The organism is Paenibacillus puerhi, from assembly GCF_009846885.1.
Taxonomy (GTDB): domain Bacteria; phylum Bacillota; class Bacilli; order Paenibacillales; family NBRC-103111; genus Paenibacillus_G; species Paenibacillus_G puerhi.
Genome location: NZ_WUWM01000021.1, coordinates 15,068 through 29,847, shown reverse-complemented (window position 1 = coordinate 29,847; position 14,780 = coordinate 15,068). Strand labels below are relative to the sequence as shown.

Annotated in this window: 7 protein-coding genes; all 7 read right to left on the bottom strand. The window is 51.9% G+C overall.

Annotation, left to right across the window (positions count from 1 at the left end; translation table 11 throughout):
* Window positions 1-128 precede the first annotated feature (128 nt).
* Window positions 129-1,865 (bottom strand): cache domain-containing sensor histidine kinase, encoded by a 1,737-nt coding sequence (locus GSF01_RS18740; protein ID WP_159886742.1) that lies wholly within the window; start codon window positions 1,863-1,865, stop codon window positions 129-131.
* A 99-nt stretch (window positions 1,866-1,964) separates the two neighbouring features.
* Window positions 1,965-2,807, bottom strand: a complete 843-nt coding sequence (locus GSF01_RS18735) for a carbohydrate ABC transporter permease (protein WP_159886740.1) — start codon at window positions 2,805-2,807, stop codon at window positions 1,965-1,967.
* A complete protein-coding gene (locus GSF01_RS18730) occupies window positions 2,804-3,763 on the bottom strand; it encodes a carbohydrate ABC transporter permease (protein ID WP_201305431.1) in 960 nt (319 codons plus the stop codon). Before GSF01_RS18730 ends, GSF01_RS18735 begins: the two co-directional genes overlap by 4 nt.
* Window positions 3,764-3,924: 161 nt before the next feature.
* Complete coding sequence (locus GSF01_RS18725) at window positions 3,925-5,991, bottom strand: alpha-glucuronidase family glycosyl hydrolase (RefSeq protein ID WP_159886738.1); 2,067 nt, start codon at window positions 5,989-5,991, stop codon at window positions 3,925-3,927.
* A 100-nt stretch (window positions 5,992-6,091) separates the two neighbouring features.
* Window positions 6,092-7,411, bottom strand: coding sequence for an ABC transporter substrate-binding protein (locus tag GSF01_RS18720; RefSeq protein WP_159886736.1), 1,320 nt, complete (start codon window positions 7,409-7,411; stop codon window positions 6,092-6,094).
* Window positions 7,412-7,607: 196 nt separating this feature from the next.
* A complete protein-coding gene (locus tag GSF01_RS18715) occupies window positions 7,608-9,260 on the bottom strand; it encodes an S-layer homology domain-containing protein (protein ID WP_159886734.1) in 1,653 nt (550 codons plus the stop codon).
* Between the two features lie 70 nt (window positions 9,261-9,330).
* Window positions 9,331-14,496 carry a cohesin domain-containing protein gene (locus GSF01_RS18710; protein WP_159886732.1) on the bottom strand — a complete coding sequence of 1,722 codons (5,166 nt, stop codon included), beginning with the start codon at window positions 14,494-14,496 and terminating at the stop codon, window positions 9,331-9,333.
* Window positions 14,497-14,780: the final 284 nt, after the last annotated feature.

Here is a 14,780-nt window from a genome sequence, read left to right as displayed (position 1 = left end):
CGTATGGCCCGGAACATATGAATCCCGGGCTTCTACCATCTTCATAATACCTGCCTATCGGCAACGTTTAAATACGAAGGATGCACCATTTATTATAAAATATCACGATATCGTCCAATTTCCATCTCTCAGGGCTCGTTCACCGGAGGTTCCGTCAACAACGGAAGGGTGATTTCGACCCGGGTTCCCCCTTCTTCCCGCTCAGACAGCTCCACTCCATAAATATCGCGGAAATAGCCAGCAATTCTTTCTTTAACATTGCGGATGCCGTAACCTCCCGTATGGCGCTTCTTCTTATTCTCCGCCCCCTGCTGAAGACCGATGCCGTCATCGTCGATGATGATCTGAAGCAGGTTCTCCATCCGGTTCATCCGGATATGGACATTGCCGGTCAGCCTTGCGTTAAACCCGTGTACGATGGAATTTTCCACGAAGGGCTGCAAGGTCAGCTTGGGGATATACAGTTCCCGCATATCGGCCGGCACATCGATGGAATAAGTAAGCCCGCTCCCCCAGCGGAGCTGCTGGATTTCCAGGTAGCATTCGATATGCTCCAATTCCTTTTCGATCGTAATGAAGCTGTCGCCGTTGGATAGGCCGATCCGAAACATGCGTCCCATCAGCTCCAGAATCCGGCTAAGCTCGTCATGTCCCGCCTCAATGGCCATCCAGTTCAGCTGGTCCAGCATGTTGTACAGAAAGTGCGGGTTGATGTTGGCCTGGAGCGCTTCGATCTCGGCTTTGCGCTGCTGCTCATAACGCCGCTGGAGTGACAGGTATAATTCTTCGATTCGCTCGTTCTGCTTGCGGTAGCCGGCAAATAAATAGCCAAACTCGTTCTCGTAATCGCCAGGCAACTCCACGTTTTTGCCTCCGATGGAATAGGAGCTCATGGCCGAGACCAGCTTATGGATGGGCTTCGTAAATTGTCTGCTTAGATATAGGGTAAGCATCAGCATCAGCAGGACGGCGGCGGCGCCGATGAGTCCGATCACCTCTGCCAGATGAAAGCTGCTGGCTGTAATCTGATCCCATGATGTCAATTCCACCAAGGTCCAGTTGGAATTGGCTAGCCTCGAATACACCAAAAGGGAATCTCCCATTTGAGAATTTCCGCGGATGTGGGCATAGCCGGATTGCTCGGTTGTTCGATTCACCCATTGGCTCAGTTCCAGCTGCTCCAGCGTTTCGCCGATTTTTAGGAATTCCTGACCGTTGCTGTCTGACATGATCCGATTGGAGTCGGTTGAACGACCCGATAACAAGGTCCGGATTTCCTTGGCTTTCACATGAATGACTAGAACGCCGAGCAAAGTATCGTTAAATAAAATTTTTCGCCCAAAGCTGAGAACCGGAACATTCCCCTGAAAGCTCGGGATTTCATGCTCTGCGGTCCAGGCATAATCATTTTTGGCCAAATACTGGTCCCATCCTTGCGCAGGCAGGTCCTTCAAATCCCAGAATTGAATGTAGCTGTTCTCCTCTTTGCGGAAAGGACGCTCCATATACAAATCTATCCCTTGAATGAGCGGAATGGAATAAGTCAGATTAGCCATCGTATTTTGGACATTATCGGCTTGGCGGTGCCGGTCAAATTCATCCAAAATGTTGCGAAGAAGTCTAATTAATTCGTTGTCCCGGGTGGTGGACAAGGAAATTTGCTCAATCATCGTAAGCCGCGTCGAAATTTCATTATTCAATTCATCCAGCAGCTGCTGCTGATAATGAGAGGTGGTCTTTACCAGAGCATTGGAGGAAATATGGTAGCTCGTCCAAACAATACAGGCGAGAACCGCCACGATGAGAACGAAAAAGCTGCGAAAAAATAAGCTCTCAATTCGAAACTTCTTGAACGGGTTCGTCATCTTGGGCGTCTCCCTAACCTTGGATTCATGTGAAAGAAACGGTAAGCGCGAAGGAGATTCGTCGCGTTACCGTTTGCCATGTCCATATTCAAGTTCATCTTAACCTTTAATGCCAGTCGTTGCAATGCCATCCACGATATAGCGCTGCAGGAACATAAATACCAAGGTGGCTGGGAATACGGAAACCAGGGACATGGCCAGCAATTGACCCCATTCCTGAGCGGATTGAGCGTCGTTGATCATCCGCAGCGCCAAGCCTACGGTGTACTTGTCAACCGAGTTCAGGTACAGCAGATGACCGAGGAAGTCGTCCCAGTTCCATAGGAAGCAGAAGATCATGATCGTGATGATAGCAGGCTTGGTCAGCGGCAGTACTACCCGCCAGAATATTCCGAACCAGGAACAGCCGTCGATCTTGGCGGACTCGTCCAGGTCCTTCGGGATCCCCCGGATAAATTGAATCAGCAGGAAGACGAAGAAGGTACCGCCCGCGCCGCTGGCTACCAAGTGAGGAACCACGAACGGAAGATAAGTGTTCACCCAACCCAGCTGGTGGAACATGGCGTACTGCGGAATAATCAGCACTTGACCAGGCATCATCAAGGTCATCATGAGAATGGAGAACCAAAATTTCTTTAACGGGAAATCCAGACGGGCAAAGCCGAACGCAACCAAGGTGGTAGAAATCAGCGTTGCGATCAGAACCATCGCTTCAAGACCCAAGGTGTTCAAGTAAAAGTCGGTGAAGGTGCGTCCGGGAATAGCATTCCAGCCGTCCGTGTAGTTGCTCCATTTCGGTTCGGAAGGGAAAATTCCAGGCGATCCAAGCTCTTCATTCGATTTAAGCGAGGCGCCCACCCACCAGATTAAGGGATAGATCATCATCACACTGAACACGAACATGAAGATTTGGCGGGCGAAAGAGCTCCATTTTACGGTCATTTCCTTTTCTTACCTCCTGTCTCCGTTTCGTAGAAGACCCAATACTTCGAGGTGCCGGCAATAATGACCGCTACTATGACGATCATGATCAGCATGACCCAGGCCAGAGCGGAAGCATAGCCCAATTCATACCGGCTGAAGGCTCGCTCATACAGATACAAGGCGTACACATAGGTGGAATTCATCGGACCGCCGTTGGTAATAACGAAAGCGGAGGTAAACATTTGGAACGAGTTGATGACACCCATGATCAAGTTAAAGTAAATAATCGGTGAAAGCATCGGCAGCGTAACCTTGAAGAACTGGACTCGCTTATTCGCGCCGTCTACCGAAGATGCTTCATAAAGATCGTTTGGAATCTGCTTTAAGCCCGCAAGGAATATAACCATGGCCGAACCGAACTGCCAGACCGTCAAGAGAATAAGCGTCCCTAGCGCCGTATCCGGACTCGTGATCCAGCCCTTACCCGCGATACCGAACATGGAAAGAATCTCGTTGAAGATTCCGTCAACCCCGAATATATTCCGCCACAGAATCGATACGGCAATACTTCCGCCAATAAGGGAAGGGAAATAAATCGCTGTCCGGTAAAAGGAAATCCCTTTCATAGCCTTATTCAGCACAACGGCTACCAGCAAGGCTGCGATCAGCTTTAACGGCACGGAGGCCAGCACATATTGAAAGGTTACGCTGACGGATTCGGTAAATCTCGTATCATCCGTAAAAATGCGGGTATAGTTTTTAAGACCAACCCATTTGATCGGCTCCAGCAACGTATAATTGGTAAGCGAATAATACAGGGACAAGAACATGGGATATGCCGTCAGTCCGAAGAATCCAATTAACCATGGGGCAATGAACATATAGCCTGCGATCGGGGCATCCCAACGGCTGAGAAACCTGCGCTTCTTTTTCCGTTCTGCGACGTTTGCAGCAGCGGCTGTAGAATGGTCCAAGTATGATCACCTCTGCACTTTCCTTATAGTCTGTATGATATAGCTCTATTATATAAGTCGCGCCCCCCGGTCTATAGTAGGGAAATCATCGAATTATTATAAAATATAACGAAAAACGGAGAAGCCGGCTGAGCCGCTTCCCCGTTGGGTTTGGACATGAATTAGGCGTAGATCAAACGTCCGGCCTGGTCGGCAATCCCGCTTTTTCTGTAGAAATACGTATTGATCCGGTCCCGCCATACTTTAGCATGCTCCGCTTGCCCCGCGATACGCTCGGCGACTTGCTTATGCAGCCCCTCGTCTATGGATCCCTCTAGACTGTCCCATAGGCTAATGAGCTGCTCGGCCTTCTCCGCCCCTTCGAAATGAGTGTCGTAAATATGCTGGATAACGGTTTTGCCCGATTGAAGGACGTGGGTATAGGGAACATGATGGAAGAACAGCAGCAGCTCATCCGGGCAATCCGCGAGGGATTCATACCGTTCGAAATTCGGAGCGTTGTACTGGGACGTATATCCGGTACCTGTGGCCAGCGTTCGGTCAACTCCGATTCCTTGCCAATCGGCATAATGATAAGTTCCCCACTTGGAGTACTCGTACCCGTCCACATCAGGGCCATAATGAGAATGGGGAGTAACCATGAAGCCGACGCCGAGCGGCGCCGTGTACGATTCGTAAATGGCAGGCGATTCCAATAGAATGCTCTTGATGGCCGCAACAACGTTCTCCTTATCGCCGAAGGTAAGCCTGATCCATTCATCGGCAATCGTCTCGGAAGTCAAGTCCGGATTCCAGGTCAGTCTGCCATAGCCGTATAAGTTCGCCTGTGCCAACACATGGCCTGTCCAGTTGCTGTTATCGCCGATATTGGAAACAGCGGCAATGCCTGCAAGCCGGTTGCCATGAAGGGAACCGCTGGCAATGCGCTTGACGGAGGAGCCTTCGCCTCTGGCGTAAGTATCAAAGTCCAGGATTTCCTTCCATTGCGGAATTAAATAAAACACATGGCGCTGCTGTCCCGTATATTCCTGGGCAATTTGGAATTCGAGCACCTGGTTGGTGGACGGCATGGCTCCAAGCAGCGGCGAAACCGGCTCCCGGACCTGAAAATCCATGGGTCCGTTTTTGATCTGCAAAATGACGTTATCCATAAAACGCCCGTCCAAAGGCTTGAAGTGATCATAAGCGGCCCGGGCACGGTCCGTCTTTCTGTCGCGCCAGTCTTGCTGGCAATTATAAACAAAGCAGCGCCAAATTACGATGCCGCCATATGGCTTCAGCGCTTCTGCCAGCATGTTGGAGCCGTCAGCATGATCCCGGCCGTAAGTAAACGGCCCCGGACGGTTTTCCGAATCCGCCTTGACCAGGTAGCCGCCGAAATCAGGGATATGCGCATAAACGCCGGCGGTTTGTTCCTTCCACCATTGGCGGACTCCCGGGTCAAGGGGATCCGCCGTCTCCAGACCCCCGATTTCGATCGGGCTGGCATAGTTGACGGATAGGAACAGCTTGATCGCATACCGGCGGAAAATAGCAGCGAGCTTGGCCACCTCCGGCAAAAATTCCGTAATCAGCTTGCTTTCCACTTTGTGAACATTCACATTGTTGATAACAATGGCATTCAGCCCTGCGGAAGCAAGCATTCTGGCATAGTCCCGGATACGGTCCAAATCTTCGGTAATCCGGTTGTCCTTGAAAAAGATGGATTCACCGGCATAGCCCCGCTCCACGCTGCCGTCCATATTATCCCATTGGTTGATCATCCGCAGCATATTGTACGGATTCTCGACAAGCTCCAATTCATCGACGGACATGCCTATCCCAAGCAGACGAAGCAGATGGAAGGCTCCGTACAACACGCCTTGGGGGGAAACGGCGCCGATTGCCAAACAGCCTTTTTCTTTATCGGCTTTGATGACATAGCCTTCCGGCCCGACCTGTGCGATGATCTCCGCTCCGAATACACGGTCTATAAGTGGATGGTTGCCGAAGGTTCCAAGGGCAATAGCATGCTCCCCATGGTCCGTTATTTCCGGCTGAATGCCAAGGATCCCCTCCAGGCCCCGGGTCAATTCAGATACGGCGGTTTGGATAACCTCATCCTTTTCCGTTACGACAATCCGGTTAAAAATGGCATAGGAGTTGCCGTGTTCTCCCGAAGCCAACCGGCGGTAGCCCAGCCACGCTTCATAGCCGCTGCCGGTTTGAAAGGTAGATAATGTGCCCATGTAAAGTAAATCCTCCCTTGTCGTCTTATGAGTTACGTACGGTACCCAAAATTAAAAGACACTCCGGAACAAGGGATTGTTCCAGAGCATCTGGTATGGATTACTTCTCGTATGACTTCGAAGCAGACTTCAATTGATCAAAGGCCTGCTGAGGGGTGATTTTGCCAAAGGTGAGCTGATCGCCAACCAGAGCCCAATCCTTGTCCACGAAGTTGGTCCAGCCGCTTGTAGAATCCCAAGTTTGGCCGTCCTTCTCCGTAGCGCGGAGCAGCTCCAAACCGATCTTGTCCGCATCGCTGAAGCTGGCTTGAAGGAGGCTGGAAATGTCCTTGTTAGCCGGCAATCCGCGTACGGTTCCCAAAATCTTAGCGGCCTCAGGATCATTGACGAACCAGTTTACGAACTTCTTGGCTTCTTCCTGCTTCTTGGAGCCTGCAGTCACAGCCAGGTACATGGAAGGCTTAAGCCAGCCGCCCGGATCGGAGGAACGGGGCATCGTCACCAGGGCATAAGCGCCTTTTTTCAGGCTATCATAGGTGCCATATCCATTGGAGAAGGCATAGCGCACCAGAATTTTACCGGAAACCATCAGGTCCAGCTTCGGATCATTTTCTTTGTCAGACGCGTTCACGTCAGCCGGTGGAACAAGACCTTCCTTGCGCAGCTCTTCGAATTTTTTGGTCCACTCCAGGTAAGTAGCCTGATCCACATTAAATTTGCCGTCCGTGGAGACTACCGGGCCTTTCCCCTTTGCATATTGATAAGCGGAGTATACAAAGTAATTGCCGCCGTAATCCTTGGTGAAATAAGTTCCGCTAGGCAGCTTCGCCTTGGATTCCTTGGCTAGCGCAAAGAAATCGTCCCAGCTCCAGCCATTGGCAGGATTGTTGATGCCCACCTTATCCATCGCCGCTTTGTCGTAGATCATACCGAAGGCAACAGAACCAAGGGGAATTCCGTATTGCTTGCCGCCGGATTGTCCGCCTGCCATCAGCTTGGTATCGAACTTGCTTACATCCACAGCCGGAGTCAATTCAGCCAATTGTTTGCGGGCAGCCCAGTCAGGAGTCCAGCCCGGATCAAGCTGCACAATATCGGGCGCGTTGTTGGCAGCCGCTTGCGTGGACAATTTGTCCAGGTAACCGTCCATACCGGAGTATTCAGGCTCGAACGTTACGTTCGGGTTGTTCTTGGTGTACAATTCAAGTGCTTTCAGTGTTGCGTCATGACGATTCTGCGCCCCCCACCACATAATGCGCAGCTTAACCGGTTCCGTGGATGCCCCTGCCGACGGCGCTGCTGATGGCGATGCCGGAGTGCTTGCGGGTTCTTTGCCGCCTCCGCCGCCACAAGCGGCCAGCGACCCTACCAATGCCGTTGTTGTAGCTAAAACGGTCAGAGAACGCTTCCATTTAATCAATGTTACCCCTCCTGTATGTCGTATATATTTGTTTTGCCTGTTCCTATAGTAACAACTAGGAAATCAGATTTATATATGAAGGATGCACGATTTGTTATAAAATAGACCGAAAATTGGTCACGCCGACAGTTTCTTCTTCTTCACCGACTGCCGGCGAGGCTTGAGAGGATATTCCGGTGCATCCTTCGGGCCGGGGCTACTGCAGCCCCAAGAAATTCATGATAAGCTGAGAGGCCTCCGCTCGTGTTCCGACTCCGTGAGGTACGAATAGATTAGCCTCCCGACCCTCGATCAGACGCAGAGCTCTGGCATTCTTGACATAGGCTAGGGCCCATGGCGATACGGCATCCTCGTCATCAAATGCGGCTCCCGAGGGCAGGATAGCTTCTTTATGCTGCATATGGTATGCGCGTACGAGCATGGCGACCATTTCTTCTCGCGAAATCGAGGCCTCGGGCGCGAAGGTCGTTTCGCTTTTTCCCTGAACAATTCCCGCCTTCACGGCCATGGCGACCTCAGGGTAGAACCAGTCCGCCGCCGAGACATCCGTGAAGTCGACGTTTCCTTTGGCGGTTAGATGAAGGGTTCTCGCCAGCAAGGCGGTGAATTCAGCCCGAGTGACCATCCGTTCCGGCTCAAAATCCGTGTCGCTTGTGCCCGATACAATATGCTTGGCAGCAAGCTCCGTGATGACTGGCTTCGCCCAATGATTATGGGGAACATCCGCGAACGTTTTGGTATATTCCAAGGCGGCATACTTGCTAAAGTGATAGATCTCGGCTGAAAGTTCCCCATTTACGTAGGTTCCCCCGATATACTCAAGCTTTCCGTCATCCGCTATGTAATACATGGAGACCAGCTTGGCGTTTAAAGAAGGATCACTCTTCAATCGCAACGTGATTGGCTTTGTGAAAGCGGTCAAGGAAGCGGCCTGATGCTCACCCGTGATCAATTGCAAACTGAATTCGTAGATGTGGCCGGACAGCTTTATCCCAGCCTGATGCAACTGCCGTGCCCGGTCGATCAGCGTGTCGGCGTCACGGAGAGGCAGCGGCTTCATAGTAAAGGAGAGTATACTGTTACTCAGCTGTTCCTCGGACACTGTTCCTCTCAGTTGCAGCAGTACCTCAGGAGGAATCTCCACGCTAAGACCCTCCTTCTTGATTTCTAGGCGGGTTTTGGGGTCCGAACCAATCTGACTCATCGCGATTTTCACCCCATTCGCAGCAGGCGGAAGCTCTACGGTTTTTTTGCCCTGACCATTATCGGTAATTTTTAGAGGATCAGGGGTCGGGCTGGCAGGGCTGACAGGGCCGCTCGAACTGTCGCTGCTGCCACCGCTTCCGCCGCTACTGCCACTCCCAATGCTGACGCTTGCCCGAGCGCCCCCGGCTGCTTCCGAAGACTGCAAGCGAGAATCCACCAATATGATTTTGTCAAGCTCAATGTCGGCTGTTCCAGCGGCAATGCTTGTAAAGCTAAGGGTAAAAAGGCTACGATCCCCGCTCACTCCCGGTTGGTCGCCTAAGCTTGTATGCGCGAGCTGGAGCTTATTGCCCTCAAGGATGGGGTCGACTGTAAATCCGCCTGACACATCGCTTACGGCACTGTTGAAGCGCAGCTTCGTCGAATCATAAGTAAGGGTTATCTCCTTGGCATATAAGTCGTTCAGTTGCAATCCTTTGACGCTAACCTTCAGTTCGTTGCCAACCGCAGTCGAGCCCTCGCTCGTTGTCAAAATAAATTGGGGTGAGCCTTCTGCATGTGCAAGAGACAGGGAACTCATACTTATGGTGAAAAAGCACATGATCGCAAGAACCCTTCCCAACAAGCCTTGTCTTCTAGGCATAGCTTCTCCGTCCTCTCCGCCAAAATACCGGAAGGAAGGTAAGGGCTACCTTCCTTTCGGAAATGACTGTTTATTTCTTCAAGATAAGTCTTGCGATAGACGCAAGGTCGGTGATATCAATCCGGCTGTTGCCATTGGTATCGTAACGCTTATAGAGGCTCCAGTCCGGTGAAGCGGATGTTTGATTGTAGTACTTAGCCAGGACGCCCAAGTCGCCGATTGTAGCTTCAGTGTTAAAGGAACTGTTGAAGGCTTGCAGTTCACTGTTAAGCTTCAAGACGGCCTGATCCACCTGCGCTTGAGTAGCGGCGTTATCCGAGGCCGTCGCTTGTGCAGCGCTGACCGCGGCCTGCAAGACGGCCTTGGAGCCGGCAGGATATTGTCCCCATAGCGAGCCTTCCGTTGCATCGACCAGGGCCGCGACTGCTGTTTCAATCGCGCCATTCAAAGCGGTCCAATCGATTGCTATCGCGCTTATGACAACGTTATGCGCGGAACCGCCGCTTACGATCGTGACAGCCCCCTTATCGTCGGATACCTTCACATCCGTCAGGTACACGGAGCTAGTGACCGTGCCGGACGAAGGAAGTGCCGTAAACCGAAGCTGAAGAAGGTCCCCGCTGCCGCTCACCGCATTCTCCGCCCCTTGAGAGTAAGCCAGAACTCGCACTTGGCCAGGCGCCACTTCATGCTTATCAACTATGGCGAATCCGGCCTTCAGGGATTGAATGTCCTGAAGCTCGAGCTGGGAGGCATTATAGTTCACGGTCATATCCTGGGCATATACGCTTTGGGTTACGTTTACCAAGCCGTAGTTCAAACTAAACGACTGGCCAATAGTCACACTGCCTGGGCCGGTTAATGTCGCCGAAAATTCGTTTGAAGGCAGGGTGGTAATCGATTTCACGGGTCCGTTCGTACTCCAATTCCCCGCTGCATCTCCGGCTTCAACCCTGAAGGTATAGGAAGTATGCGGCGATAATCCAGTCATAACATGACTAGTTACCGTTCCAGCTACCGTAATCGGTGTACCATCTGCTCCCGTGTAGATCCGGTAACCCGTTACCCCGCTTGCATCCTGAGCCGCCGGCCACGTTAAGGTGAGTCCCGTGCTTGTCACATTGGATTCCTGAAGCGCGCTTCCTGGCGCCCATGTCGGCGGAGCTGTGTCTTCCCCAGCTTCCCCTAATGTCTTCACTAAAGTTACATTAGAGAATTTCACGGTCAAGTCAGTTGTGGCACTAAAGTTTGTTCCATACAATTGCACCTTTGCATCCTCGAAGAATGCGGGAGTAAACGTCGTCGAACTGCCCATAGCCAGCCAGCTTATACCGCCATTCGTCGAGAAATACCCTTGAACGATATTTCCATTCTTCTCAATGCGCAGATCATAGTTTGTACCCGTCAAATTGGTTTGATTGGTATTGCCGGAGTATGGGGTGCTGCCGGTTTTACCCGAATAATTCACCTTAATATTAGGCGCCACTTTTCTCGCATTGATTCTATAGAACTCGCCGGTTGAAGCTCGATGGATAGCAAGACCTGCTTGCGAAAGCTCAGCGATCGTAGCATCATTCAGTGGTTTATTCACGGTAAGTCTCGCGGTAAGCGTCCAGTTGCCTTTCGCTGAACCCGGGAATTGCAGCACATTGCGGCTATTGGGATAGTCGGCATCCCCCTTAGCGGTAGCAATCGTTACGTCCCCGGCTGCACCATAGGTTACAGCAGTATCAGGCTCTACCGGGTTTACGATCTGCCAGCCCGCCGGAAGACCGTTCGCAAAATTGATGACTTCATGCGTACTAAATGCGATTGTATACGTCTTCACCTGTTGCCCTTTAATAAACCGTACAGTAGCCGTCCCTTGAGCGCTGGCAGCTTGCGTAATACTTACTTGTTCAGTTTTATCACTCGTAGATGCCGTGACTACGGGGATGGCGCTTCCCGTTACGGTATACGAATATTCCGTCTTGCTGACATCAAAATTTGACGGTTGCTTGCCATCCACGAAGATATTATAGGAGGGTACGGCTTCAGGCGTTAGCGAAAGCTGATCGGCGTAGAGGATGTTGGAATCCTTCGCATATAGCGCCAAAACCACCTTGGCCGTGCCAGCGGGCTCCTGATAGGTGAACGGCTGGTTCGGAGTCTCATGCCAGTCTGCCACCTTGACGTATACAGGCTGGAAGGAGGATAAGGTCATCGGTCCGCCTTCCAGAATGCGGCCGATGAATTGACCGCTTGCGTTCCAATAAGCAGGATCTCCCCCCTCGCGAGCGGCGTAAGGTTCAGGCATGTCACGACCGTTGATCGGGGTCATGCCCAGCTGATTGCCGTTGCTGTCGTAATATACCAGTGCGACTTCCACGTCACCCGGGTTTTCGGCAGCCACGTCGTAGCTCTCCGGACGACTCTTCATGGCAAGGAAGTATCCCTTGAAGTTGTACTTCTCCCCCTGGGTCAGCTTCCCGGTGACATCCTGCCACATGCCGTCATACTGGTCCGCGGCCTCGATGCGGCCGGATAGTTTGGCAGAACCGGCAACCTTCGATGTGGAGTTGTTTTTCAAGTAACGAGAAAGACCCGAGTAGCTCTGGATGGTATCTGCTGTTAAAACCGGTCCTGTGACGGACGGTTCAAACGTTCCCTGCTTGTAACGACCTGTGGACCAATTATTGGTATTGGAAGCCGTAGTCGTGTCAAAGTCGCCATTGAGCAATAGATTGCCCGGTATGGATACGGTCGAGTTGTTGGCAGCGGTACTCCAGTCGGAATCGTTAGCCCCGAACAAGAAGCGGTCCACGGTGATCGCATCACCGGGTTCGTTCGTTGCAGCTACGATATAAAGATCCTTGTGGCCATATGCGCTAAGGTCGCCCGTTTCTACCCTACTCTGATAGTTGCCGTAATTCAGATTGGCCGGTACGGAGATTCCAGCTACACGCGTACCCTTGGATATAAGTTCGGCCATGCTGTTTACGGCAGTGCCCACAGGAAGGACGTAGGCATGCAGCTCGCCGCCCTTTGCCGACTTCGTCAGCGCGGTCAGGTATAACAGATGTCTGCGGACAACGCCGCCATTAGCGGAGCCATCGGCAAAGTTAATGTTTTTATAAGCAAGGTATCCGCCGTCGGCAAGTGTGACAGCCTCGTTGGCACGACCGGCACGTCCAGCAGCGTCGCCTGGCACACTGTTGTCATTGCCTTCCGCCTCCAGGGAGGAGAAGATGTCTCGCTCGCCGTCAAGACCGTTAAAAGTTGCAAAAGTGCCCTGGGACGGTACGACGGTGACGGTGCTGGCCGATGGGATGTCTATAACGAACTTGCCGTTACTTACAGGAATTGTGCCCACCTTCTTCTGGTTCTCGCTGCCTGAGGTACGGAACACGGTTACGCTCGCAGTACCGGCAGGGAAATCCTTCAGCGTGAATTCCAGAGGCTGGATGCTGTCATCGTTTCTGGCATTGGTGATGGTGATGGAGAAATCATTCGTGTTCGGGTTCTTGAAAGCGACGACATTAAGATCCTGCGCGGGTACACGTGTTACATCGAAGCGCACGTCGCCCGGATTCATAAAGCGGGAGAAATGGCCATAGCCGTAAAAGCGCTTGAATATCCGGTATTCGCCGGTCAGCGTACTGATGCGTCCGGGCTCCTGCTGGGAGTTGGTCGTTACGAAGCGAATCAGGTCGGAACCGTCTACGCCGTTGCTGTCCCACATGCTCCACCAGACGAAGCCGTTAAAGCCCGGATTGCTGGTGAACATATTGGTCAGCAGGTTGGACCAGCGCACGGAATCATTGATATTCTGGTTGCCGTACCGGTTGGTATAAGCACCGGCTGATCCGTCGGCGGTATCCTGATTCATGAACTCTGCCTGCCAGAGCTTATACTTGGTCAAATATTCCGGATATTTGGAGCCATCCTTCGTGTAATCCAAAGGAGCCTGGGAAAAGTCGCCCGTATGGTACAGCTTATTTTCATCCGTTCCGATGCCGACCGTACCATACAAGTGGGTAGTGAACACGTCGAGGTACGGGTTTTTATCCAAGGCATTATCCGGGTCCGTTTGCGAGAAAACCTCGCCGCCTCGGCTTAGAGAAGCACTGAGATTGGTGCCGTCTACGGCAGCAAGCTGAGGGATAAAGTCAATGATCTTTCCGTCCGGATTCTGGATGTCGTAGAGCGCTCCGCCCGGCTGCATGGATTTTTTCAAAGTAGGACCGATATAGCCATTAATAAGCTCGGTGACATATGCAGCGGTTCCGCCTGCAAGGTCTACCTCATTAAAGGGGTTGATATGGGTAATGGGAATGCCCCACTGCTCCCACATGCCCCGGATATAATTGACCAGATAATCCGCATAAGCCTGATAGTATATCTTGACTTGTTTACCGTCGATTGTGGCTATGTCGCCGCGTATAATCTTGTTTGGCGTATTGGTCGACGAATTGCTCATCCAGTAAGGCACTGTCCACGTGCAGGCGTAGAATTGCTTAACGCCATACTGCATCGCCTGGCGCATCGTCCATACCTGGTCAAAGTCGAACAGCTCTTTACGAGTACGCGGACCATTTTTGATCACGACAGGATCGCTGCCGATTGCGCTGAGGAGGTTGGTAGGGCCGCCGACATCATTGGCAATCGGTTGGTTCCAAGACGGGTAATCCCATACGAAGCCCTCCACGGGCACCAGCGTACCTGGAGCATGCTCGGGCTCGACGGGCCAGATACTATCGGTATTGCCGTCGTAGTAACGGTTCTCCGCTTCGATCTTATATCCGTACTGGCCGGCCGATCCTCTCATGGGAATAGGATTCCCCTGGATGTCGAAGCCGGGCTTGGCGACGTCCGCAAGCAAGCCCGTAACCGGGTTGAAGCCCGGACTCGCCGCTGTGGCGCCAGAGGTGGTGAGACCGCCGTTATCGCCGATGATCACACGCACGATATCGTGGCCGGTACCGTCCTTCTCACTGAAGGTCAGATTAAGCAGATGTCTTACCTTGTCCTGATGACCCGCAGAAGCAAGCTGCATCATATGTATGGAATCGGTGTATGCATAGGCGGCGCCTACACCATCCATCGTCTGATAGGTCGTGTACCAGTTGGCTGTTGCTGAAGCGACTTGATCTGCAGCCCGAACGGGAGTGGAAGTCATCACCGGGGTTATCATGGAGAGCAACAGCGCGCTGGCCATCTTGATCCCAAGTGTCTTTCGCCAGATCATTCTACTCATTCTTCGTGTTCCTCCTTAGCCTTCATTTAACTTTTTTCATGCATGGAGCAGATTTCCTTACGAAATTCATTTCAATTTGAATACGCTTTCATTAAGCGAGGAAGTTCTGACTTGATTCTAGATGCCCTCGGATAGCGGAAAGCAGCTGTTACAGTCAAAGCGATCAGAGAGCGCTTTCAACCAGCATGTTTTCACCCCTCCTGCATATTCTATTCATTTATCTTGCCTGTTCCTATAGTAGCAACTTGGGAATAAGACTTATATATGAAGGATGCACGATTTGT

Excerpts from the sequence above, each read along its gene's own strand:
- GSF01_RS18710 (WP_159886732.1), bottom strand. The coding sequence starts at position 14,496 with ATGAGTAGAATGATCTGGCGAAAGACACTTGGGATCAAGATGGCCAGC.
- GSF01_RS18735 (WP_159886740.1), bottom strand. The coding sequence starts at position 2,807 with ATGACCGTAAAATGGAGCTCTTTCGCCCGCCAAATCTTCATGTTCGTG.
- GSF01_RS18740 (WP_159886742.1), bottom strand. The coding sequence starts at position 1,865 with ATGACGAACCCGTTCAAGAAGTTTCGAATTGAGAGCTTATTTTTTCGC.
- GSF01_RS18715 (WP_159886734.1), bottom strand. The coding sequence starts at position 9,260 with ATGCCTAGAAGACAAGGCTTGTTGGGAAGGGTTCTTGCGATCATGTGC.
- GSF01_RS18725 (WP_159886738.1), bottom strand. The coding sequence starts at position 5,991 with ATGGGCACATTATCTACCTTTCAAACCGGCAGCGGCTATGAAGCGTGG.